Source organism: Paractinoplanes atraurantiacus, assembly GCF_900215205.1.
GTDB lineage: Bacteria > Actinomycetota > Actinomycetes > Mycobacteriales > Micromonosporaceae > Actinoplanes > Actinoplanes atraurantiacus.
Window position 1 is genome coordinate 1 of record NZ_OBDY01000022.1, and the last position, 22,553, is coordinate 22,553.

The window sequence follows — 22,553 nt, forward strand, 5'->3', positions numbered from 1 at the left end:
GCCGCCCCGGGCGTGGCTCGTCCAGCAACCCTTCGAGCCGATCTGCGGCGAACCGGTTACGCCACTTAGTCACCGTGTTCCGGGAGACCCCGAGTTCCTCGGCGATCACCCCGTTCGGCGCACCGGCCGCATCCGCACAGGCCAGCACCACCCGCGACCGCATCGCAATCGCCTGAGCGCTCGACGGACGCCGTAACCAGGCAAGCAACTGCTCCCGCTCATCATCAGTGAGCACGATCGGCACAGCTATCGAGGACGGCATACCACCCACCGTACCCACTGACAACGATCTAACGACTCAGGACACTAGCGAACCGTGCCCCGCGCCCTGCGAACCGTGCCCCGCGCCCTGCGAACCGTGCCCCGCGGCCTAGTGACCCCTCGCCTTATCGGACATTTCCGTTAAGCCACGCTATAACCGGCTCGCTGGCGCGGAAGAAGTCGACGATCCGCTTCTTGGCGGCGGCCGTGCCCAGCCAGGGCGCGGGCTCCCAGTCCTTCCAGGTGGAGAGTCCCTTGTGGCGCAGCAGGTCGATCCGCGGGTGATCCTTGGGATAGCCACGCGGCGCCGTCTTGAGGCTGTCGTGGCCGACGACACCGACCTTGCCGTCCGCGATGATCTTCGCGAGCTCGGGCCCGGTCAGGTCGTTGGCCACGGCCCGCCGGTAGCGGTCGAGCTGCTCGGGCTCCATGTGGTAGATCCCCGAGCCGGCGGCCAGCCCGTCCGCCGAGAGCTGCACGTAACCGCCGAACTCCAGCCAGGCGCCGAGATGCGTCTTGTACGGGGTCTTGTCCTTGCTGAACCGCACGTCCCGGTACGGCCGGAAGATCTTCCCCGGCCCGAACTCCGGCTCCAGCTCGTCCAGCAACTCCTGCATGGGCCCGCGCACCTGCCGCTCGTAGAACTCCAGGTGCGCGGTCCAGTACGTCTTCGAGTTGTCGGCGCTCAACCCGTCGTAGAACTCGAGCGCCTCACTCGGCCAGCCGCGAAAACTCACGGCCCCAGTTTTTCACTTGATGACGCGCACGCTGAAGGTGGGCGAGGTGGTCGTGCCGAGCGCTTCGAAGGAGAACGCCGGCGGGTCGGTGGTCGCGCCGCCGTTCGTCAGGGCCTGGTTGCCGTACGGGTTCACGTTGAAGCCCTTGTGGCTCACGTTGTAAAGGCCGAAGAGCCACACTTTGTACGCGCCGGAGTCGATCAGAATGCTGTCGGTCCAGCACTGGCCCTGCGGCACCTGGGTGAGCTTGATCGCGCTGCCGGTACTGGTGACCACCTTCGCGTACGCGGTGTAGTTGCCGTGGGCGCACACCTGGATCTTCGCGCGGAGCGTGGTGGTCGCGGCCTCGGCCGGTGTGGCGGTGAGAACGCCGCCGAGTAGGGCCGTGGTCACACCGAGGGTGGCAGTGATGGAGGTACGCATGCCCTCTACCACGGGCCGAGAAGCCCGGAGTTCACCGCGCGGCGCTGATGAACAGCTCCACCAGGTCGAGGGTGGCCTCGCCGGTCCAGACGATCGAGGCGAGGGCCAGGGCGACCGGGATCGCGTACAGGACACGTGGCGCCTTGCCCGTGCTCGGCTGAAGGAGCCGGGCCACCCGGCGGGGCACGACGCCGCCGGCCGCGGCCGCGTGCAGGTGGGCCGGGGTGCGTGGTGCGACGCCGGCCAGAGCCGCGGCTCCGATCGCCCGCGCCACCAGGCTCCGGCTGCCCAGGTCGGCGGCGGCGCGCTCGTCGGCCGCCCGCTCAATCAGGTAGTCGACGTGCCGGCCCACCCACCACAGCGCCGGATGCGCGGCCACCGCGAGGTCGGCCGCCCGGGCCAGGCGGTGGTGGCGCTCGGTCAGGTGGGCGTTCTCGTGGGCGAGCAACGCCTCGAACTGCCGCTCGGTGAGCGCCTCGCGCATCCCGGTCGTGACCACGATCCGGCCCGGCCGCCCCGGCACCGCGAACGCCCGCGCCTCGTCGTCGTCGACCATGACCAGCCCGCCGGCGTCACCGCCGTCCGGGATCATCGCCAGCACCCGCCGGTGCCTCCTGAGCCGCCACACCAGGGCGATGACGGCGTACGCCAGAAGCGCGATGCTCAGCCACGGCACGAACGGCACCCGCTCGGTGTCCTCGTAGACGACCCGCGTCGACCACCCGAGCGCCCCGCCCACGAGCGGAATCTCGGCCACCGCGTGCAGCGCGAACAGCACCAGGTTGAACGTGCTGGCCGCCGCCACGGCAAGGGCCGACCAGGCCACGGCCCGCGCGGCCGCGAAGGGCGCGAGCCGGTCGGCCAGCCACCGCACCGCCAGCACCACCAGCGGCGGCACCACGACCACGGACCAGAGGAAGTGGTCCAACATGACGCTCTCCCCCTCCATCGGCTCACCCGACTGTACGAGAGAGGGGGTCAGGGAGCCACTGCCGGGAACGTCACACGCAGATCGCCGAGAAACGCGAGGTAGTGGTCCCGGCCGTGGGCGACCGCCGCCGACTCCACGGCGGCCACCGCCGCCACCAGCGGAGGGGCAGAGGAGACATCGTTGAGCGCGGAGAGGCCGTAGAACTCGACGATCCACTCCCCCGTGTCTTCGTCGCCGCCGGGCTGGAAGGGAGGCAGGTGCGGTACGGGTGTCCTTGTCGGCACGTTCTCGATGGCCGACATCCAGCCGTGCTCCTCGTCGAACGGCGCCGGAAGCGGCTCGCCGGCCCGCAGAGCGGCGACGGCCGGCGCGACCGTAGGGTGTTCGGCCAGCCCAGCCTGGGTCACCGCCCGCAGCGCTGCCCACCGGGCGATGTCACGCAGGGTGTCGTCATCAAGCTCGGACAGCGCGATGACCAGGTCCCGGTCGAGCAGGACCATGCCGGCGGTGCAGCCGTCGGCGGCTCGGAGCCGGGCGTTGGGCGTTCGGCCGTACTTGTTCAGAAAATACTGTTCGTCCTCGGTGTCGCTGGTCTGGCGCAGGATCCGGTCGGGCGACGGCGGGGCCGGCCAGAACTGGAGCAGGTAGAAGTCGACCGGGTCGGCACCCTCGTCGAGCTGGTCGACGTCGCGGCCCTCGTCGATGCCGCGGGCGCAGTAGCGGACCCGATAGTCGCCGGGCGGCACGGGCAGCTCATAGCCGTCGCTCTCCCAGCCCGCCAACCGGACTCCACCGGGCTGGGCGGCGAAGGAGACCTCGACCGCCTCCTCCCACTCCTCCCCCAGCGGCGGCTCGGTGGCGTGCACCTCCACGTCCAGGCCCACCTCGCCGAAGCGCAGGCCGGTCATGAGGAACAGCGCTCCGGGGACGGCCGCGCCGCAGAGCCCGTTCGCCTGACCCGCGAACGCCTGTTTAATGTCCGGCTCGGCGTCGCCACTGAGCACGTACATCTGGGCATAGTCGACCCTCATCCCGATGATCTTTCCAGAAACAAGGTATTGACATGCATGAATCAACGGCGTAAACCGTTGTTAACGTTCACAGACGCGTGACTCCCCGAGTGGCGAGAGCTGCTCCGCGCGTAGCGAAAGGGGTAATCATGAAACTGTGGCGAACGGCGGCGGTGCTGCTGCTGACGGCCGGCGGGCTGGTGGCCGGGGGCAGCGCGGCCAGCGCGGCCGGCACCGGGCCGTGTGACATCTACGCCGGTGGCGGCACGCCCTGTGTGGCGGCGCACAGCACGACCCGGGCACTCTTCGGGTCGTACGGCGGATCGCTCTACCAGGTTCGGCGATGGTCGGACGGCGCCACCTCGAACATCGGGGTGCTCAGCGCCGGCGGCTACGCCAACGCCGCCACCCAGGACTCGTTCTGCTCGGGCACCTACTGCACGATCGTGCGGATCTACGACCAGACCTCGCGGCACAACGACCTCACCATCGCGCCCGGCGGCGGCGCCAACCCGACCGCCGACCAGGGGGCCAACGCCGCCGCGCTGCCCGTGACGGCCGGTGGGCACAAGGTCTACGGCGTCTACATCTCGGCCGGCAACGGCTATCGCAACAACGCCACCAACGGCATCGCCACCGGCAGCGCGCCCGAGGGCATGTACATGGTCACTGAGGGCACGCACGTCAACGACCGGTGCTGCTTCGACTACGGCAACGCCGAGACCAACAACATGGACACCGGCAACGGCGACATGGACGCCATCTACTTCGGCAACCTCTGCTGGTTCTCGCCCTGCTCGGCCGGGCCGCGCGTGGCCGCCGACCTGGAGAACGGCCTGTTCGCCGGCGGCAACGGGTCGTGGACGGCCAACACCGGGCGCAACAGCGCCTTCGTCACGGCGGTTCTCAAGAACAACGGCACTTCGACGTACGCCATCAAGGACGGCAACGCGCAGTCGGGCGGCCTGAAGACCCAGTACAACGGGTCGCTGCCGACGCAGTCCGGATACAACCCGATGACCAAGCAGGGCGCGATCATCCTCGGCATCGGCGGCGACAACAGCAACGGCTCGGTCGGCTCGTTCTTCGAGGGCGTCATGACCAGCGGATATCCGTCCGACGCGACCGAGAACTCCGTACAGGCCAATATCGTCTCGGTCGGCTACGGCAAGAGCGTGACATTCCCGGCCAACGGGGCCACCTATCGCCTGACCAACCTGGCCGCCGGCAAGGTTCTCGACGCGGTCAACTGCGGCACCGCCAACGGCACCGGCGTGCAGGTGTGGCAGTCGCTGGGCAATACCTGCCAGCAGTGGCGCTTCAACAGTGTGGGCGCTAACAAATGGACGATCACCAATGTTAACAGCGGCAAGGTGCTCGACGCCGTGAACTGCGGCCTGGCCCTCGGCACCGCGGTCAACCTGTGGCAGTCGCTCGGCAACACGTGCCAGCAGTGGGCGGTCATCCCGGCCGGCAACGGGCGGTACGAACTGGTCGTCGAGAACAGCGGCATGGTCCTCGACGATCAGAACTGCGGCACCGCGAACGGCACGAAGGCCCAGCTCTGGATGTGGTTGAACAACACCTGCCAGCTCTGGGCCATCGCACCTTAGACGTCGACGCTGGTGAACTGCTTTCCGGCCGTGTTCACGACCCGGACCGACGCGACGTCGGAGGGGTCGATCAGCGCACTGCCGTTGAGCGTGGTGCCACCGGCCTCACCGGCCGGCGACACGATCCAACTGCCGGCCTGGACGGCGTAGCCGTCCTTGGCCACCACTTCGAGAATGCACCGCTCACCAGCCGGAATGCCGGACACCGCGGCCGTGACCCGCACCCACCCGGGCGCGGGGGCCACCGCCGCGGTGATCCGGGCTCCGGTGGTGGGGTCGACCGCCGTCCCGGTACGCGTCCCGGGAACGTCGGTGGGAACGGATGCGATCGGCGGCTGCGCGGTGGGGGTTTCGGGAGCGGTGGCGCGACCGGCGAGCACCCCGGCCCCGATGACCGCGACGGCGACGACCGCGGCGGCCGACGCGAGCAGCGCCCTCGATCGGTGGCGCTGCCCTGACGATTCCTGGCGTACCTGACGCAGCGTGCGCTGCAGCAGGAGGTCACCGCCGTCGGGCGGTCCCTCCATCAGCATGGCCTCGGGCACCGACTCCAGCGCCGTCCGCCAGCTCCGCAACGATTCGACCTCGTCACGGCACCGGGCACAGCCTGACAAATGCCCCTCGACCTCCCGGCGCTGCTCCGGGCTGAGTGTCTCGACGAGATAGCCGGCGAGATCGACGTGCTCGCTCATGTTTCACCTCCCTACAGACGCTAGAGACACGACGTGCGTACGCCTCGCGGTTCATCCTGATCTCGAACCGGCGGTGTCGTCGCACGCCCGTCCCGCGTTCAGGCAGGTCACGACCCGTTCCATCAGGGCGTCGGGCATGAGGTTGACCATGAAGCCGTGGTCGGTGAGCGGGCTGTAGCGCTGCCCGTCGAAGGCGTCGATGCGATAGCGGCGGCCGGCCGGCACGGCGTACGTCATCGAGATCTCGAGATGGGGAACCGCGAAGGTGCCGGCCGGGCATCCGCCGCCGGCCGCCGGGAAGGCCATCTGCTGCCGGTGGTTGGGACTGTCCAGCTGGCGGCCGTCCCAGCAGCTCGGGAAATCGAAGATCCTGACCACCTCGGCGCCGTCGTCGCAGATCGGGTACTTCATGGTCGTGCGATCCGGCGTGTTCGAGCAAGACCAGACAGCACGGGCCAGACCATTCTTATTGGTGTACGCGTACGCGTCGCCCACGGCCGCCACGAGCAGGCGCGGCATGGCCACGACCGGTCCGCGTAGGTTGCCCAGATATCGCATGGTCAGCGAGGTCGGGACCAGCGCCGGGCCGTGATGGTCCGTCGAGCCGCCGAGGCGCAGCACCGGCCAGTAGTACGTGGACGCGTCACCGTTCGTACAACTGGTGGGCTGCCCTGGAAGATCCTCCACGCTGGAGACCGGCCCGACGCCGAGGTTGCCGATGAAGTCGTGCTCATGGTGGGCCGGTCCGGCGACGCCCGGCGAGACGACCGGATTGCCGGTGTTGCGGTGGCCGTCCTGGTTGCGGCCGCAATCCCAGGTGTACGAGCCGGTGGAGGCTCCCGCCACGGGTTTCGCCGCCGCGGGCACCCGCGCGGCGTCCGACATGGACGTGTAGAAGGCGCGGTCCGCATCCCGTACACCCAAATAAGCGGCCGAAGCGCCCAGAACGACCACCGCCAGCACGGCCTCGAGCCTGAGCCAGGGCCGTCCCATCGACATGTCTCTACGGTACGCAGCGCGTCGCCATGGTCACTGTCCGATGCAGAATTTTCTCGCTGGGAAAACTTGCACGTTGGGCACGTATTGAGGAAAGCTTGTCTGTGGCATTCATCGAATCCTGGAGAAAGGCACGTGCCATGGACGGCGCCACGCAGGCGGTAGCCGAACGCCTGCAGGACCTGCTCAAGGTCACCCGGCTGCTCAAGCACCAGCGGACGGCGGAACGGCCGGCGATCCCGGCCGGACTGGTCGGGCTGCTGGCCCACATCGACCGCACCCCCGCCGGCTGTCACGCCCGCGAGCTGGCCCTGCACGCCGCGCTCGACCCGTCGACGATCAGCCGTGCCGTGGCCACCCTCGTCACCGACGGCCTGGTGGCCCGCGAGCCCGACCCGCACGACGGGCGGGCCAGCGTCCTCGTCGTGACCGACAAGGGCCACGCCGCGATGGAAGAGGCCATGCGGTGGTACGGGAGCCGGATCGAACAGGCGCTGGCCGACTGGACCCCCGACGAGATCGCGACGTTCAGCCACGGACTCGACCGCTTCACCCGGGCGCTCGGCGGCGCCACCACCTCGCACGTCACCACGGAGGCCGCGGCATGACCACAGCACCACCCGCACCGTCGAACCACCGGCAGACCCTCGAGGCCCTCAGCGGCCTGCTGCTGGTGCTGTTCGTCGCGATGCTCAGCAGCACGGTCGTGTCGACCGCGCTGCCGAAGATCATCGGCTCGCTCAACGGGTCGCAGACCCAGTACACCTGGGTGGTCACGGCCACCCTGCTCACGGCCACCGCGACCACGCCCATCTGGGGCAAGCTGGCCGACCTGTTCAGCAAGAAGCTGCTGATCCAGCTCTCCATCGTCATCTTCGTGGCCGGCTCGGTGGTGGCCGGCTTCAGCCAGTCGGCCGGCGCGCTGATCGGCGCCCGCGCCTTCCAGGGCATCGGCGTCGGCGGCCTGCAGGCCCTGGTCCAGGTCGCGATCGCCGCGATGATCCCGCCGCGCGAGCGCGGCCGCTACAACGGCTATCTGGGCGGCGTCATGGCCCTGGCCACCGTCGGTGGCCCGCTGCTGGGCGGCCTGATCGTCGACACCTCCTGGCTGGGCTGGCGCTGGTGCTTCTTCATCGGCGTCCCGGTCGCGATCATCGCGCTGGTCCTGCTCCAGTTCACCCTGAACCTGCCGGTCATCCGCCGCGAGAACGTGAAGATCGACTACCTGGGCGCGACCCTGATCGCGGCCGGCGTCAGCCTGCTGCTCATCTGGATCTCGTTCGTGGACAGCTCGTTCGCCTGGCTCTCGTGGCAGACGTACACCATGGTCGGCGGAACGATCGTCCTGCTCGCCCTGGCCGTGCTCGTGGAGTCGCGCGCCAAGGAACCGATCGTGCCGCTGCCGATCATCCGTGAGCGCAACACGGCCCTGGCCATCCTGGCCAGCCTCGCGGTCGGCATGGCCATGTTCGGCGGCGCCGTCTTCCTCGGCCAGTACTTCCAGATCGGCCGCGGCTACAGCCCGACCGAGGCCGGCCTGCTGACCATCCCGCTGATGGCCGGCGTGCTCGTCACCTCGATCATCTCCGGGCGCCTCATCACCGCCAGCGGCAAGATCAAGCCGTACATCGTGGCCGGCGCGATCGCCCTGGTCGGCGGCTTCGTGGTGCTCTCGCCGATCGACCACGAGACGCCGCTGTGGTACATGGGCATCGGCATGTTCCTGGTCGGCGCCGGCGTCGGCATGAGCATGCAGAACCTGGTGCTGGCGGTGCAGAACAGCGTCTCGCTCAAGGACATCGGCGCGGCCAGCTCGACGGTGGCGTTCTTCCGCTCCCTGGGCGGCACGATCGGCGTCTCGGTCCTGGGCGCCGTGCTGGCCCGCCGCGTGGCCGACCAGATCACCGAGGGCCTGACCGCGGCCGGCATCCCGGCCACGGGCGGCGGCGACGGTAGCAGCAGCCTGAATCTGGCCGCCCTGCCCGAGCCGATCGTGCGCATCGTCCGCGCCGCCTACGGTGACGCGACCGGCCACATCTTCCTGATCTCGGCCATCATCGGCGTCGTCGGCATCATCGCCGCCCTCGCCCTGCGCCCGGTCATGCTCCGCACGAGCATCGACCTGCCGGACGAGCTGAAGTCGGCCGCGGTGGCGGCCGACGCCATCGACGGCTCGGGTATCGACATCGCCCGCACTCCCAGTCGTTAGTTCACAGGACGGTGGTGAGCACGCCACCGTCGACACGCATGGAAGACCCGTTGATCGCGGACGCGACCGGACTGGCCAGGAAGGTCACCGCGTCCGCGATCTCGGCCGGCTCGATGAAACGCCCCAACAGAGACGTCGCGTTGGCCCCGATGATCGCCGCCTTCATCTGCTCCTCGGGAATCTGCTGACGGCCGGCCAGCGCCTGAACGGTGGTGGCGACGCCGTCGGAGTAGGTGGGGCCACCCAGCACCGAGTTGACGGTCACGGCGGTGCCCTTGGTGAGCTTCGCCAGCCCGTTGCCGACGGCGAGCACGGCGGTCTTGGAAGCGCCGTAGTGAATCATGTCGGCCGGGACGTCGACCCCCGACTCGCTGCTGACGAACACGATCCGGCCCCATCCCCGCTCGAGCATCCCGGGCAGGAGCCGCCGGGCCAGCCGAACCCCGCTGAGCACGTTGACCTCGTAGTAGAGCCGCCAGTCGTCGTCGGAGATGAGCTCGAAGGGCTTGAGCTCGAAAAGCCCGACATTGTTGACCAGAATGTCGACGCTCGGGAGCTGGTCGCACAGCCGCTCGACGTCAGCGGCGATCGCGAAGTCGGCCGGCACGCCACTGACGGACGCCCCGGGCACCTCACGGCGCAACTCTTCGACGGCCTTGCCGAGCCTCGCTGCGTCGCGCCCGTTGAGAACCACCTCGGCACCCTCCCCGGCCAGGGCCTTGGCGGTGGCGTAGCCGATGCCCTGGCTGGATCCGCTGACGAAAGCGGTCTTACCGGCGAGCTGCAGATCCATACGTCCTCCTCGAGACAGGCCACCATCCGGCGGCTGGTCCCAGGTTGCCGCGCCCCGATGAGCATCCGATGAGCACGGCCTTCGGCGGCTACCGATAAAGTTCGGCCATGGGCGGTCCCACCAGCGAGTTGGTCGGCCGGTCGCAGGAGATCGACCGGCTCACGGGCGTGCTGACCGGTGATCTTCGGGCCCTGGTGGTCGAGGGGGACGCGGGGGTCGGCAAGACCGCGCTGCTGGATGATTTCGGCCGGCGTGCCCGGGCCGAGGGCTGGTCGGTGGCCCGGTACCAGTGTGTGGAGGCCGAGCGCGACTTCCCGTACTCCGCGCTGGACCAGATCCTGCGGCCGCTCGTGGGCTACGCCGGCGAGCTGGCCGACCATCAGCGCCACGCCGTGGACGTCGTCCTCGGGCGCACGGTCGGCGATGCTCCCGGCGTGATGGCCCTGGGCACCGCGGTTCTCAGTCTCCTCGTGCTGGCCGGCGCCGATCGCCCCCGGGCGGTCATCGTCGACGACGCGCACTGGATGGACGCCGCGAGCGGCCAGGTGCTGATGTTCGTGGCTCGCCGGCTCAGCGGGCCCCCGGTGTGCGTCATGCTCGGCGTGCGCACCGGAGAGCCCACCGACCTCGACATCACCGGCATCGCGCATGTCGACGTCCGCCCCCTCGACCCGGCGAGCGCGGCCGAGCTCCTCGACGCTCGTCACCCTGGTCTGTCCCCGGAGCTGCGGGCCGAGGCGCTGCGGTGGGCTGTGGGCAATCCGCTGGCCCTCACCGAGTTGCCGGCGTCGCTGGCCGCCCGGTCGCCGGCGGCTTCGCGGGTGGAGCTGCCGCTGCCGCGGCGCCTCGAGCAGGTCTACGCCCAGCGACTCGGCCGGCTGCCCGACGACGAGAGGTTCGCCCTTCTGCTCCTCGCGCTCGACGGCGTCGCGGACGCCCTCCCGTACCGTCTGGACGGGGCCCGCGCGGCCGGGCTGGTGGACCAACATCGGCCCGACGACCGGCCTTCGTTCCGGCACCCCCTGGTGCGCTCGGCGGTGGTCGGCTCGGCCCGGCTGGAGCAGGTGCGGGCCGCGCACCTGATGCTGGCCGAGGTCCGGGGGCACGATCCACTGCGACGGGCCCACCATCTCGCGGCGGCCACCGACGCGCCCGACGAGACCATCGCGCGCCAGGTGCAGCTGGGCGCGGAGTACGCGGTTCACCGCGGCGGAGCCGCCGTCGCGGTGCAGCTGCTGGTCCGAGCGGCGGCGCTCAGCGAGCAGCCGGACCGGCGTGAGCGCCGCCTCGCCGACGCTGCCTTCGCCGCCACCCGTGCCGGCCTCCTCGATGAGGCCGCCAGGCTGGTGGGGCGGCTCGACCGGCTCAGCGGCGACCTGGTCGCACCGTCGACGTTGCTCACCGACGCCACCTTGCAGCTCTACCGCCACGGTGCCGTCGGGCCGACGCATCGCCTGGTCCTGGACCTGGTCCGGCGGCAGGGCCACGATCTCGACGACGAGACGCTCGCCCGCCTCGTCGGCCTGCTGCTGCCGCTCTGCATGTACTCGGCCGACCCGGGCCTCTGGGAGCGGACCGAGCCCGTGATCGACGAGTACGCCGACCGGCTCAGCCCGGTGACCCTGCTGGTCCGCGATGTCGGAGGTGATCTGCTGCGCCATGCCGACGGGGCCCGTGACCGTGTGGCCGAGGCGTTCACCCGGTCCGGCCGCACGACCTTCGAGGGGACGATCCTGGCGCTCTGCGCCTACTTCGTGGACTCCCTCGGCGAGCATCGCCCCCTCGTCGACCGGATGGTGGAGCGCGAGGCGGAGGCCGGGTCCCTGACCGACGTGATGACGTTGCTGCACCTGACGCTGCTCGACGAGACGGTGCGGGGACGGTGGGACGATGCCGCGAGGAGCTTCGCTCGCGGCCTGGAGCTGAGCGCCCGCCTCGGGAACGAGATGTTCGGTTACCTCTACCGCGCGTTCTACGCGCGCGTCCTGGCTCAGCGCGGCGACATCGCGGGCGCCCGTGAGCTGGGCCTGGCGGTGGACCTCTGGGCGCGACCCCGCGGCCTGGGGGTGATGGTCCAGCACGTCGAGGCGGCCGCGCTCGCCGGATCGCTGGCGATCGGTGCCTACGACGCGGCGTGGACTCACGCGCTCGGCCTCACCTCGCCCGGCTCCTTCCGGCCGTACGTGCACGAGTCATTCCGGTGCGTGCTCGACGTCGTCGAGGCCGGGATGGCCAGCGGCCACGTCGACGAGGCGCGCCGGCACGCCGAGGCGGCGGCGGCTCGGCACGTGGGTGCGGTGTCGCCCCGGATGGACATGCTGTGCACGGCGGCCCTGGCGATCACGGACGCCACCGAGGAGGCCGGCCGGCTGTTCGAGGCGGCGACCGGCCACCCGGCTGCGGCTTCCTTCCCGTTCGACCTCGCCCGCGTCAGCCTCGCGCACGGCCGGTGGCTGCGGCGCAGGCAGGACCTGCCGGGCGCCCGCGCCGCCCTGAGGCGTGCCGTCGACCTGTTCGACGGGCTCGGCAGTCCGCCGTGGGCCGAGCGCGCCTCGCACGAGCTCTCGTTGGCGGGGGCGTCCGCCGACCACCTCACACTCCTGACGGCGCAGGAGATGCGCATCGTCGAGCTAGCCGCGTCCGGGCTGACCAACAAGCAGATCGGCGCTCAGCTGTTCCTGTCGCCCCGCACGGTGGCCACCCACCTCTACCGCGCCTTCCCCAAGCTCGGCATCACCTCGCGCGCCGCCCTGCGCGACGCGCTCGCCGGCACCTACGTCGACAGGTGAAGTCATTCGACTGACAGCGACCGCGTGATCCGTCGCGAGGCTGGTGGCGAAGCCTTCGACACACGGATGCGAGAACAGAATGCCCAAGATCACGGTAGGCGCCGAGAACGGCGCGCCGGTGGAGCTGTACTACGAAGCTCACGGGAGTGGGGCGCCGGTCGTCCTCGTCCACGGATGGCCGCTGAGCGGCCGGTCCTGGGAGAAGCAGGTCACCGCCCTCGTGGAGGCCGGATACCAGGCCGTCACCTACGACCGCCGCGGGTTCGGCCACTCCACGCCGACCTGGGACGGCCACGACTACGACACCATCGCGTCCGACCTCGACGCCCTGCTCACCCATCTCGACCTGTCCGGCGTGACGCTGGTCGGCTTCTCCGCCGGTGGCGGCGCGGTCGCCCGCTACATCGCCCACCACGGCACGGCCCGCGTCGCCAAAGCGGTGCTCGCGAGCTCGGTCACCCCGTTCCTGCACGTCACCGAGGGCAACCCCGAGGGCGGGCTCGACGACGGCACGATCGCGCACTTCGAGTCCGGCATCCGCGCCGACCGGCCCGGCTTCGCCGACCAGTTCGTCACGCTGCTCTACTCCGCTTCCGGCACGTCCTCGGTCAGCGAGGCGCAGCGTCTTTTCGCACGCGACCAGGCCAGCCTGGCGTCGGCGCGGGCCACTCTCACCGGTCCTTCGCAGTTCGGGCGCACCGACTTCCGGCCCGACCTGGAGAAGTTCGACGTGCCGACACTGGTCATCCACGGTGACTCGGATGCGGTCGTGCCGTTCCACGTCAGCGGCCGCCGGTCGGCCGCCGCGATCCCCGGCAGCGAACTGGTCCTGATCGAGGGTGGCCCGCACGGCGTCAACGTCTCGCACGCCGACGAGTTCAACACGGCGCTGCTCGCCTTCCTCGCCCGCTGAAAACAGTAAGGAACGACTATGTTCTCTCTCTCGAAGAAGACCCGCCGGCTGGCGATCGGAGCGGCCGGCCTGGGCGCGCTGATCGCCCTGACCGGGGTCGCCGGCCCGGCCGTCGCCGGAACCGGCCTGCTGCACCACGGCAAGGACAAGCCGACCGTCGTCCTCGTGCACGGCGCGTGGGCCGACGGCTCCAGCTGGGACAAGGTGGCCGCCAAGCTCCAGCACGACGGCTACACCGTGGTGACACCGCCGAACACGCTGACCGGCGTGAGTGACGACGCGGCGAACCTGCGGGCGTACCTGGACACGATCACCGGACCGGTCGTGCTCGTCGGGCACTCGTACGGCGGCATGGTCATCACGAACGCCGCGCTGGGCGACAAGCAGGTCAAGGCCCTGGTGTACGTCGACGCGTACATCCCGGACAAGGACGACACCGTGCTGTCGCTGACGACGGCCAAGCCGGGCTCGGTCTTCGCCGTCGCCGACACCTCCACCGTCTTCAACCAGGTGCCGATCCCGGGGAACAAGGACGCCGGCAACCTGTACGTGAAGCCGTCGGTCTTCGGCAAGGCGTTCACCGGCGGCTTCGTGCCGGCCAAGGACGTGGCGCTGCTGGCGGCCCGGCAGCGGCCGCTGTCCTCGGCGGCCCTGGGTGAGAAGTCCGGTGCGCCGGCGTGGCGCTCCATTCCGTCCTGGTCGGTGATCGGCAAGCAGGACGCCGTCATCCCGCCGGCCGAGCAGGTAGTCATGTCCCAGCGGGCCAAGGCGCACACCATCGAGATCAACGCGCCTCACCTGTCGATGGTCACCGCGCCGGGTGCGGTCACCGGCCAGATCGAGGCGGCGGCCAAGGCCACCGACTGACACAGCAGCCGGCCGTGGCATCGCTCACCGCGGCGCCACGGCCGGCTACCTGGTCAGAAGCGGTGTGTCGACTCGGCCAGGCGGGTCAGGGCGGGCAGGGCCTGGACGATGGCGTCGCGGTCGGGCTTGTCGAGGTCGTCGAAGAGCTTGTCGATGGTGGCGGCGTAGTGGGCGTGGGTGCGCTCGACCAGGTCGCGGCCCGCGGTGGTGGTCTCGACCAGGACGCCGCGGCCGTCGGTGGGGTCGGGGACCCGCTTCACCAGGCCCGCCTTTTCCATGCGGCCGACCAGCTGGGTCATGCCGGGCTGGGACGCCCGCTCCTGGCGGGCCAGGTCGGTCAGGCGGATCGGGCCCTCGCGGCCCAGCCGCCGCAGGACCGAGAGCGCCACGGGGCTGGGGTTGTCCGGGCCCTCGAGCTGGCGCAGGAAGCGGACCAGCTGACCGAGCACCGGCAGCAGCTGGGATCCGCGACTGGGGGTTTCCATAACCCCATTATGCACGGCGTGTCGAATCAGGGGACGACCGTGACCGGCCAGCGCCCACAGCGTACGAGCTTGACCGCCAGCGAGCCCGCGATGCGATGCAGCACCTTAGCCGACTTGCCCACGATCACGGCGTCGGCCCTGGCCTCCTTGGCGGCGGCGATCAGTTCCGCGTACGGCTCGCCCGTGCGCACCTGGAAGCTCGCCTCGATGTCGAGCTGCGGCACATGATCGCGGAACGCCGCCCGCAGCTCGCGCTCGATCTCGTCCTGGGCCTCGATCGCGGTGGCCGCGGCGGCGCCGCTGTCGTCGCCCAGCGGGATCATCGTCGGCGGGCCCTTGCGGACGTACACCGCGATCAGCCGGCATCGCTGGCGCCGGGCCAACCCGGCCGCGTAGGCGGCGGCACGAAGGGACGACGTCGATCCGTCGACACCGACCAGGATGGCGCTCATCTCAGCTCCCGTTCACTTGCCGGCAAGGCTATCCTGACGGAAACCGTTCAGCAATGCGCCGGGAGCCACGTGACCACATCATCTTCGCCGGGGCGCCCCCGCGACCCGGAGGTCGACCGCCGGATCGCCCGGGCCGCGCTCGACGTCTTCGGTGACACCGGCTGGGCCGGCTTCGCCATGGAGACCGTGGCCCGCCGCGCCGGCGTCGGCAAGGCGTCGCTCTACCTGCGGTGGAGCAGCAAGCAGGCGCTGCTGACAGACGCGCTCGGCGAGGGCCTGCCCCGGGTCAGCGACGTCGACACCGGCACCCTGCACGGCGACCTGGTCGAGCTGGCCACCCAGATGCTCGGCCTCTACGCCGGGCCGTCCAGCCGGGCCGCGCTGCGCCTGTCGGTCGAGGCCGGCTCGATCCCCGGCGTGGCCGAGCATTACGAGGCGCTGCGGCAGGCGCAGATCCTGGCCGCCCGGGCCATCGTGCGGCGGGGCATCGCCCGCGGCGAGCTGCCGGCCGCGGCGTCGGTCACGTTGCTGCTCGAGACGCTGATGGGCGGGGCCATGATGCACGCGCTGACCACACCGCCCGAGAGGCGCCCGGAGCTGGCGAACGACACGGCCGCTCACGCCCGCCGGCTGGTCGACTTCCTGATGCACTCGGTGACCGCGGGCGCCCACGCATGATCGTCACCGGAACCGCCCAGCACCGGGCGTGGCAGGAGCGCGTCCTTCCGCCGGTCGAGCAGGTGCGTCCCGGCCTGTGGTCGATCCCCGTGCCGATACCGGACAACCCGCTGCGCTACACGCTCAGCTACGCCTTCACCGGCGAGGACGACGGGGTCCTGCTGATCGACCCCGGCTGGGATTCGGCTGAGGGCCGGGCCGCCCTCACCGCGGGCCTGCTCACGGCCGGCGCCGCCATCGGCGAGGTCACCGGCGTCGTGGTCACTCACGTGCATCCCGACCACCACGGGCTCAGCGGCTGGCTGAGGGCCCAGGGCGCCTGGATCGGCATGCACCCGGCCGAGGCGGCGACGCTTCCGAGCCGCTTGTGGAGCGACCGGCGCCCGTCGCAGGACCGGGACTGGCTCCGCCGGCACGGCGTTCCCCCGGCCGACGCCGAACGGCTGGCCATCACGCCCGAGCGCATGCGCGGCCTGCTCGCCATGGCCGAGCCCGACCGGCTCGTCGAGGACGGCGACCTGCTGCCGCTGACCGGCCGCTCGGTGCGGGCGGTGTGGACGCCGGGGCACACCCCCGGCCATCTGTGCCTGCACGACGCGGAGGCCGGCCTCCTGCTCACCGGCGACCACCTGCTCCCCCGGATCAGCCCGACGGTCGCGGTGCACCCCCGGGACGAGGGCGATCCGCTGAGCGCCTATCTGGAGTCCCTGGAGCAGACCGGCAAGTTCGCGGCCGAGGAGGCGCTGCCCGCCCACGAGTACCGCTTCCGCGGCATCGACAGCCGGGCCGCCGCGATGATCGGCCACCACGACGACCGCAACCGGGAGATCCTGCGCGCGCTCGACGCCCAGGGCACGGCCACCGCCTGGCAGATCGCCGCCGCCCTGACCTGGTCGCGCGGCTGGGCCAGCCTGCGCGGCCTGATGCGCCGGATGGCCCTCGGCGAAACCCTGGCCCACCTGCACCACCTGACCACCGTCGGCGCCGTCCGCCAAGCCGCTGAAGAACCGACGAGGTGGGCCCGCACCTGACGCCGCCGTCACGTATTCACAGCGGCGCGGGCGTCACGGGATCGGGCCGGTGCGGAGCTGCACCGTGACCTCGCTCCCGTAGCGAACGACGCGGCCCCCGGACGGCGGCGGCTTCCACACCCAGGCGCCGGGGCCGGTCTGGCCGGCGAACCTCGGGACCAGGCCCGCGGCCACGGCGCTCTGGTGGGCGATGTTCTGGCGCAGCTCCTGGACGAACGGGACCGTGGCCGGCGAGAAAGGCAGCAGGACGCGGCGGACCTGCTGGGCGCAGACCGCGCAGAACTCCCGGTCGATTTCGCGCATCCGGCAGTCGAACTGCGGACGGAACGCCCCGCAGCGGTAGTAGTGTGCGCCCTCGTACAGGCCGACGGTCGCCGCCGGGAGCAGTCGGCGTTGCGGGTCGCCGGGATCGGCGTGGCCGCCGCGACCAGCGAGCGTCACTTGAGGGTGGCGCGGTTGGTGTTGACTGTGACGTTGGGCTCGCCCGGCTCGACCGCCGGATGCCGGTCGCGGTCCGTGTCCACACCGCATCCGACGAAGTACTCGGACTCGTCGGCCAGGCCGAACGCCGAGTGGCCCAACTCGTGCAGGGCGATCTTTTCGGCCCCGGCGGCCAGGGAGTACGCGGCCGCGGCGCCACCCGAATCGCGCCCCTGGCGATTTGTGCGTTTGTGCGGCGAGTACTAGACACCAGGGCCTAGCCCTTCCCGCTACGTGAAGGCGGTACGACGGTCCGTGATCGGCGCCGGAAACTCAAAAGGGTATGAGCTGCGGAATTGCATTTCCGGGTGATCAGGAAAGGTGATCTGACTAGTCAAGTCCGCCTATTGACCCTGCGTGCATGATGTTTGGCGTGGCAACGGAATCGCATGTGGGGCGACGGCGCCGGGCTGACCCGATCACCTATGACAGCCGGCCGGTGAATCCGCGCGAGTTCATACCCGTGGCGGCCCGGCCGTCGCATGCGGCGCCGGTTTATCCCGGTGATCTGCCCGAGCGGGGCGAAGCCATTCAGGCGCTCACCCGCGAGGTGCTGATCCGGCGGTCGCTGGAGGTGTCGCCGACCGCCTTCATCACGATCATCAGCATCATCCAGGGTGTCGCCCTGGGCCTGCTCGCGCAGAACGCGTTCGCCCGGCCGGGGCTGCTCGTCGCCGTACAGGCCGTCACCATGCTCCTCGTTCTGGTCACGGTTTTCTATTTTTACTTGACCATTAGCATTCTGCTGCGCTGGGCACCCTCCTTTCTCGACTGCCTGCTGCCGTTCGGCATCGCCGGGCTGGAGATCCCGGGCGCCTTCTTTCTCGGCAATGTCCGCGCCTGGAATCTGTGGCTGGGCGCGTTCTGGTTCGGCACGTTCATCGGTTTGTGGATCACCAAGAAATGGTCACCGCCGTCGCACTTCGGGAAGGAGGTCGACGCCCACCGCACGCTGCACGACATGCTGCACGAGTTGCGGCTGACCGCCGGGACGGGCGCGCTCGCCGTGGGCTGGTGCGGCCTGTTCGCTCTGCTGATGCCGGCCGGTCAGCTCTTCTGGGGCCTGCTCGGGGCCGGAATGGTGCTGGCCACGGTGGCCATGGTGGTCGCGCGCACCGAGCTGCGGTCCTCGCAGATCCACGCGCACTACGGCGTCAATCGACCACCGTTCAATTGAGACGGAAATCGTGTAATGATCGCGGCATGAGGCGGCGAGGCATAGCCGACGTCATCGGCCGGCGCTACGACGAGTTCTTCCGCGACCGCACCCCCGTGCCGTTCGAGGTCCTGGACCGCGACGGCACCACCCACTGTTTCGGCGTCGGCGGTGACGCTCCCCCGCGCTACACGGTCATCGTGCGCGACGACAAGGGCCGCGACGCGTTGACCTCCCTCGATCAGCTGCAGGTCGCGCTGGCGTACCTGCGCGGGCATCTCGACGTCGACGGTGATCTGGCCGCGGCGCTGAGCATGCGTGAGTTCTTCTCCGACATCCATCCGGTCGCCTTCCTCGGGCGCTGGATGCCGTCGCTGTGGCACGGCAAGACCGAGCACGACAACCGGGCCATCTCGCAGCACTACGACGAGGATTCCGAGTTCTTCCTGACCTTCCTCGACACCCGGCACCGCTGCTACACGCAGGGTGTCTTCGCCGCCGACGACGAGCCGCTCGAGGAGGCGGTGACCCGCAAGCTCGACATCGCGCTGGACGCCATCCAGGTCAAGCCCGGCGATCGGGTGCTGGAGGTGGGCGGCGGCTGGGGCGCCTTCTCGGAGCACGCGGCCCGGCGCGGCATCGACGTCACGACGGTCACGCTGGCCGCCGAGTCGGAGCGCTTCCTCAAGGACCTGTTCGGCCGCGAGCAGCTGCCGGTCACCGTGGTGCGCGAGCACATCCTGCGCTACCAGAACGACCGCCCCTTCGACGCGATCGTGAACATGGGCGTCACGGAACACCTTCCGGACTACAGAGCGACGCTTCAGACGTACGCCCGTCTCCTGCGCCCCGAGGGCAGGGTCTACCTCGACGCTCTGGCGATGCGGCGCAAACACACTGCCTCGACCTTCTTCAAGCAGTACGTCTACCCGGGCCGATCGGCGCCGCTGCTGTTGCACTCGTATCTCCGGCACGTGGCGCACTCGCCGTTCGAGCTGCTCAACGTGGAGGACGACCGGCACAACTACTTCCTGACGTGCCGGGCCTGGGCCCAGCGCCTCGACGCCCGCCGCGAGGAGATCGTGGCCCGCTGGGGCGACGAGCTCTACCGCCGCTTCCGCATCTTCCTGTGGGGCTCGGCGTCGGGCTTCGACACGCGGCTCGTGCAGGCCTACCGCTGGACGTTACGGCTGACTTAGCCGCTCGAGCCGGGTCCATCGCGCCCAGCCCCGCTCGCGCATCAGCGCCAGCAGCCGGGTCACGCGGGGATCCGTCTCGACGGCGAGCACGACCGAGGTCATGGTGGCGAGCAGTGAGGTCGGCACGTGTGCCCAGAGCACGCCCGAGCGGGCGATGGGCATCGACTGGAAGCGTTCGAAGATTCCGCTCTGGAGGTCGGTGAGCTCGGCCAGGGTGCCGTCGACGATGATCCGGCCCTCGTGCAGGATCGCGATCCGGTCGGCGAGCTGCTCCGCCTCGTCCAGGTACTGCGTCGTGAGGAGAACCGTCGTTCCGCCCTCGGCCAGCGTCCGGACGGCGTGCCACACCTCGATGCGCCCCCCGGGTCGAGCCCGGTCGCCGGCTCGTCGAGGAACACGACCGGCGGGCTCCCGATCAGGCTCATCGCGATGTCGAGGCGGCGGCGCATGCCTGTTCTCGCGCCCGGTGAGGATCTCGTCGACGGCCGCGAACTGGCCGGTCGGGCTGATCGACGCGCGGACGCCGGCCGCGCGCGCCGCGACGTCGAAGCCGTTGATCCGGGCCGTGCCCGCGTCGGCCGCCAGCAGGGTGGCGAGGATCCGCACCACAGTGGTCTTGCCCGCTCCGTCAAGGCTGGTCGAGGTGGGTGCGCAGCGCGGCGGCGATCTCGGCGGCGGCGGCGATCTGCGCCGGGGTCAGCGCGTCGACGAAGAGTTCGCGGATGGCCTTCAAGTGGGGAACGGTGGCGGCGTCGAAGGCCTCCGTGCCGGCGGCGGTCGGCCTCACGAAAGCGCCCCGGTTGTCGGTGGCGCAGTCCTCGCGCTGGATCAGTCCGCGGCGTTCCATCCGGCCGAGATGGTGCGACAGACGGCTGCGTTCCCAGCCGATGTGGGCGGCGAGGTCCGACGAGCGCATCTCCGACATTTCACTCAAGGCGAGCATGACCGAATAGTCGCCCGGGGAGAGACCGGTCTCGTCGTGCAGCCGTCCGCCGACGCGCGACCGGAGGGCCTCGGTGGTCTCGATGAAGTCGCGCCACGCGGCGAGTTGGTCCCGGGTGGGGAGCCTGCGGTTGCCGGGCATAAATCCGAACCTCCGGTAGTTGACGTGTCCAGCATAAGCGATTGACACGTCAATTATTCCTGGGAGCAGTCATGATCCTCGGTCTGGACAACTTCGGCGACGTGCCCGCCGGCCTGACCCACGCCGCCGCGATCCGGCAGGTCGCCGACGAGGCCGTGATGGCCGACGAGCTGGGCGTGGACGCCATCGCGCTCGGCGAGCACCACCGGCCCGAATACTCCATCTCCACCCCGGAGACGGTGCTGGCCGGCATCGCCGGCCGGACGAAGCGCATCAAGCTCGGCTCCGGCGTGACCGTGCTCAGCTCCGACGACCCGGTGCGGGTGTTCCAGCGCTTCGCCACCGTCGACGCGCTGTCCAACGGCCGGGCCGAGGTCATCCTGGGCCGCGGTTCCTTCACCGAGTCGTTCCCGCTGTTCGGCTACGACCTGAGCGACTACGACGTGCTCTTCGAGGAGAAGCTCGACCTGTTCGTGAAGCTGCTCGACGAGCAGCCGGTGACCTGGTCCGGCACCACCCGGGCGCCGCTGGTGGACGCGGACGTCTTCCCCAAGACGGAGTCGGGCCGGCTGGCCACGTGGGTCGGTGTCGGCGGATCGCCGCAGTCGGTCGTCCGTACGGCCAAGCACGGTCTTCCGCTCATGCTGGCCATCATCGGCGGGCAGCCGGAGCGCTTCGCCCCGTACGTCGACCTCTACCGGCGCGCGGCCGAGCAGCTGGGCACTGTCGCCCACCCGGTCGGCATGCACTCGCCCGGCTTCGTCGCCGACACCGACGAGCTGGCCAAGGAGAAGTTCTACCCGTACTACAAGGAGCAGCGGGACCGGATCGGCGCCCTGCGCGGCTGGCCGCCCCTGCGCCGGCCGGAGTTCGACGCCGAGGTCGAGGGCGGTTCGCTGTACGTCGGGTCGCCGGATACGGTTGCCCGCAAGATCGCCCACGCGGTGAAGGCCCTCGACGTCGGCCGCTTCGACCTGATCTACACGGTCGGCGCGCAGCCGGTCAGTGACCGTTCGCGCGCCGTCGAGCTGTTCGGCTCGAAGGTGGCGCCCATGGTCCGCGACATGATTTCGGAGAACTGATGACGACCGTAGGCATCCTCGGCGCCGGCAAGCTCGGCACGGTGCTGGCCCGGCTGGCCGTGTCGCACGGGTACGACGTGCTGGTGGCCGGCTCGGGCGACCCGGCCAGGATCTCGCTGATCGTCCAGATCATCACGCCGGGCGCCAGGGCCGTGAGCGCGGCCGAGGCGGCGAAGAAGGCCGACATCGTCATCCTGGCCCTGCCGCTCGGCAAGTACGAGACGCTGCCGGTGGACGCGCTGCGCGGCAAGACCGTCGTCGACGCGATGAACTACTGGTGGGAGGTGGACGGCATCCGCGACGACCTGACCGATCCGCGCACCTCCTCCAGTGAGATCGTGCAGGCGTTTCTGCCCGATGCGCGGGTCGTGAAGGCCTTCAACCACATGGGCTATCACGACGTGGAAGGCGAGTCCCGTCCGGCGGGCTCGCCCGGCCGCAAGGCGATCGCGCTCGCCGGGGACAACCCGGCCGCCATGGCCGAGGTGGCCGGGTTCATCGACACGCTCGGCTTCGACCCCGTCGTGGCCGGGTCGCTGTCCGAGGGCGTACGGATGGAGCCTGGAACCGAGCTCTTCGGTGCGAACACCGACGCCGGCCAGGTGAAGGCCATGCTCGCCCGCTTCGAGGAGTCGGAGAGGGGCCGGGCCGTCACCGAAGCCCGGCGTTGAC

At 70.4% G+C, this 22,553-nt stretch carries 25 protein-coding genes and 1 pseudogene; 12 read left to right on the top strand and 14 right to left on the bottom strand.

Features of this window, described 5'->3' with window-relative positions:
• From CRP55_RS35425 to CRP55_RS35445, 5 genes are all read right to left on the bottom strand, one after another.
• Window positions 1-262, bottom strand: a 262-nt coding sequence (locus CRP55_RS35425; RefSeq protein ID WP_143235122.1) for a helix-turn-helix domain-containing protein, incomplete at its 3' end; no start/stop codon positions are given.
• Between the two features lie 124 nt (window positions 263-386).
• Complete coding sequence (locus CRP55_RS35430) at window positions 387-998, bottom strand: DUF2461 domain-containing protein (RefSeq protein WP_097326118.1); 612 nt, start codon at window positions 996-998, stop codon at window positions 387-389.
• 12 nt (window positions 999-1,010) lie between these two features.
• Window positions 1,011-1,421, bottom strand: a complete 411-nt coding sequence (locus CRP55_RS35435; protein ID WP_097326120.1) for a hypothetical protein — start codon at window positions 1,419-1,421, stop codon at window positions 1,011-1,013.
• 31 nt (window positions 1,422-1,452) lie between these two features.
• Window positions 1,453-2,352, bottom strand: coding sequence for a M48 family metalloprotease (locus CRP55_RS35440; RefSeq protein ID WP_097326122.1), 900 nt, complete (start codon window positions 2,350-2,352; stop codon window positions 1,453-1,455).
• A gap of 47 nt (window positions 2,353-2,399) precedes the next feature.
• The gene (locus CRP55_RS35445) at window positions 2,400-3,383 is read right to left on the bottom strand and encodes a hypothetical protein (RefSeq protein ID WP_097326124.1); all 984 of its coding nucleotides are present in this window, start codon (window positions 3,381-3,383) and stop codon (window positions 2,400-2,402) included.
• A gap of 128 nt (window positions 3,384-3,511) precedes the next feature.
• On the opposite strand from CRP55_RS35445, the gene CRP55_RS35450 reads away from it, so the two are divergent.
• Window positions 3,512-4,975, top strand: coding sequence for an arabinofuranosidase catalytic domain-containing protein (locus tag CRP55_RS35450; protein WP_097326126.1), 1,464 nt, complete (start codon window positions 3,512-3,514; stop codon window positions 4,973-4,975).
• Here CRP55_RS35450 and CRP55_RS35455 read toward each other — a convergent pair.
• Together CRP55_RS35455 and CRP55_RS35460 are read right to left on the bottom strand one after the other, a co-directional pair.
• Window positions 4,972-5,667 carry an anti-sigma factor family protein gene (locus CRP55_RS35455; protein WP_097326128.1) on the bottom strand — a complete coding sequence of 232 codons (696 nt, stop codon included), beginning with the start codon at window positions 5,665-5,667 and terminating at the stop codon, window positions 4,972-4,974. The two genes, CRP55_RS35450 and CRP55_RS35455, sit on opposite strands and share 4 nt — an antisense overlap.
• 51 nt (window positions 5,668-5,718) lie before the next feature.
• Window positions 5,719-6,666 carry a DUF1996 domain-containing protein gene (locus CRP55_RS35460; protein WP_097326130.1) on the bottom strand — a complete coding sequence of 316 codons (948 nt, stop codon included), beginning with the start codon at window positions 6,664-6,666 and terminating at the stop codon, window positions 5,719-5,721.
• Window positions 6,667-6,803: 137 nt separating this feature from the next.
• Here CRP55_RS35460 and CRP55_RS35465 point away from each other — a divergent pair, with 137 nt between their 5' ends.
• Both CRP55_RS35465 and CRP55_RS35470 read left to right on the top strand, forming a co-directional pair.
• The gene (locus tag CRP55_RS35465; protein ID WP_097326132.1) at window positions 6,804-7,271 is read left to right on the top strand and encodes a MarR family winged helix-turn-helix transcriptional regulator; all 468 of its coding nucleotides are present in this window, start codon (window positions 6,804-6,806) and stop codon (window positions 7,269-7,271) included.
• Window positions 7,268-8,872, top strand: coding sequence for an MFS transporter (locus tag CRP55_RS35470; protein WP_097326134.1), 1,605 nt, complete (start codon window positions 7,268-7,270; stop codon window positions 8,870-8,872). Before CRP55_RS35465 ends, CRP55_RS35470 begins: the two co-directional genes overlap by 4 nt.
• A 1-nt stretch (window position 8,873) precedes the next feature.
• On the opposite strand, the gene CRP55_RS35475 is transcribed toward CRP55_RS35470, so the two are convergent.
• Window positions 8,874-9,665 (bottom strand): SDR family NAD(P)-dependent oxidoreductase, encoded by a 792-nt coding sequence (locus CRP55_RS35475; protein ID WP_097326136.1) that lies wholly within the window; start codon window positions 9,663-9,665, stop codon window positions 8,874-8,876.
• A 107-nt stretch (window positions 9,666-9,772) separates the two neighbouring features.
• On the opposite strand from CRP55_RS35475, the gene CRP55_RS35480 reads away from it, so the two are divergent.
• The 3 genes from CRP55_RS35480 (at window position 9,773) to CRP55_RS35490 (ending at window position 14,234) form a co-directional block, all read left to right on the top strand.
• Entirely contained in the window at window positions 9,773-12,454 is a 2,682-nt protein-coding gene (locus CRP55_RS35480; protein WP_097326139.1) for an ATP-binding protein, read from the top strand.
• Between the two features lie 79 nt (window positions 12,455-12,533).
• Entirely contained in the window at window positions 12,534-13,367 is an 834-nt protein-coding gene (locus tag CRP55_RS35485; protein WP_097326141.1) for an alpha/beta fold hydrolase, read from the top strand.
• An 18-nt stretch (window positions 13,368-13,385) separates the two neighbouring features.
• Window positions 13,386-14,234, top strand: coding sequence for an alpha/beta fold hydrolase (locus CRP55_RS35490; protein ID WP_097326143.1), 849 nt, complete (start codon window positions 13,386-13,388; stop codon window positions 14,232-14,234).
• A gap of 53 nt (window positions 14,235-14,287) precedes the next feature.
• Here the strand turns inward: CRP55_RS35490 and CRP55_RS35495 are convergent, their stop codons facing one another.
• Together CRP55_RS35495 and CRP55_RS35500 are read right to left on the bottom strand one after the other, a co-directional pair.
• On the bottom strand, window positions 14,288-14,719 hold the full coding sequence (locus tag CRP55_RS35495) for a MarR family winged helix-turn-helix transcriptional regulator (protein ID WP_097326145.1): 432 nt from the start codon (window positions 14,717-14,719) through the stop codon (window positions 14,288-14,290).
• 26 nt (window positions 14,720-14,745) lie between these two features.
• Window positions 14,746-15,171, bottom strand: a complete 426-nt coding sequence (locus CRP55_RS35500; protein WP_097326147.1) for a universal stress protein — start codon at window positions 15,169-15,171, stop codon at window positions 14,746-14,748.
• Window positions 15,172-15,240: 69 nt separating this feature from the next.
• Here CRP55_RS35500 and CRP55_RS35505 point away from each other — a divergent pair, with 69 nt between their 5' ends.
• Together CRP55_RS35505 and CRP55_RS35510 are read left to right on the top strand one after the other, a co-directional pair.
• Window positions 15,241-15,849, top strand: coding sequence for a TetR/AcrR family transcriptional regulator (locus CRP55_RS35505; RefSeq protein ID WP_097326149.1), 609 nt, complete (start codon window positions 15,241-15,243; stop codon window positions 15,847-15,849).
• Window positions 15,846-16,880, top strand: a complete 1,035-nt coding sequence (locus CRP55_RS35510) for an MBL fold metallo-hydrolase (protein ID WP_097326151.1) — start codon at window positions 15,846-15,848, stop codon at window positions 16,878-16,880. Before CRP55_RS35505 ends, CRP55_RS35510 begins: the two co-directional genes overlap by 4 nt.
• A gap of 33 nt (window positions 16,881-16,913) precedes the next feature.
• Here the strand turns inward: CRP55_RS35510 and CRP55_RS35515 are convergent, their stop codons facing one another.
• Window positions 16,914-17,321, bottom strand: coding sequence for a M64 family metallopeptidase (locus CRP55_RS35515; protein ID WP_179855462.1), 408 nt, complete (start codon window positions 17,319-17,321; stop codon window positions 16,914-16,916).
• On the bottom strand, window positions 17,318-17,497 hold the full coding sequence (locus CRP55_RS55830; RefSeq protein ID WP_097326155.1) for a M64 family metallopeptidase: 180 nt from the start codon (window positions 17,495-17,497) through the stop codon (window positions 17,318-17,320). Before CRP55_RS55830 ends, CRP55_RS35515 begins: the two co-directional genes overlap by 4 nt.
• A gap of 224 nt (window positions 17,498-17,721) precedes the next feature.
• On the opposite strand from CRP55_RS55830, the gene CRP55_RS35525 reads away from it, so the two are divergent.
• Window positions 17,722-18,537, top strand: coding sequence for a hypothetical protein (locus CRP55_RS35525; RefSeq protein ID WP_143235126.1), 816 nt, complete (start codon window positions 17,722-17,724; stop codon window positions 18,535-18,537).
• Between the two features lie 26 nt (window positions 18,538-18,563).
• Window positions 18,564-19,715 carry a class I SAM-dependent methyltransferase gene (locus tag CRP55_RS35530; protein WP_097326159.1) on the top strand — a complete coding sequence of 384 codons (1,152 nt, stop codon included), beginning with the start codon at window positions 18,564-18,566 and terminating at the stop codon, window positions 19,713-19,715.
• A gap of 192 nt (window positions 19,716-19,907) precedes the next feature.
• Here CRP55_RS35530 and CRP55_RS35535 read toward each other — a convergent pair.
• Together CRP55_RS35535 and CRP55_RS35540 are read right to left on the bottom strand one after the other, a co-directional pair.
• Window positions 19,908-20,345: pseudogene (locus CRP55_RS35535) on the bottom strand (ATP-binding cassette domain-containing protein); the annotation flags it as partial.
• Window positions 20,344-20,799, bottom strand: coding sequence for a MarR family winged helix-turn-helix transcriptional regulator (locus CRP55_RS35540; RefSeq protein WP_097326161.1), 456 nt, complete (start codon window positions 20,797-20,799; stop codon window positions 20,344-20,346). The gene CRP55_RS35540 and the pseudogene CRP55_RS35535, both read right to left, overlap by 2 nt.
• Before the next feature lie 71 nt (window positions 20,800-20,870).
• Between CRP55_RS35540 and CRP55_RS35545 the strand changes: the two genes are divergently transcribed.
• Together CRP55_RS35545 and CRP55_RS35550 are read left to right on the top strand one after the other, a co-directional pair.
• The gene (locus CRP55_RS35545) at window positions 20,871-21,881 is read left to right on the top strand and encodes an LLM class flavin-dependent oxidoreductase (RefSeq protein WP_097326164.1); all 1,011 of its coding nucleotides are present in this window, start codon (window positions 20,871-20,873) and stop codon (window positions 21,879-21,881) included.
• Window positions 21,881-22,552, top strand: a complete 672-nt coding sequence (locus CRP55_RS35550) for an NADPH-dependent F420 reductase (RefSeq protein ID WP_097326166.1) — start codon at window positions 21,881-21,883, stop codon at window positions 22,550-22,552. The genes CRP55_RS35545 and CRP55_RS35550 overlap by 1 nt, the downstream gene beginning before the upstream one ends.
• Window position 22,553: the final 1 nt, after the last annotated feature.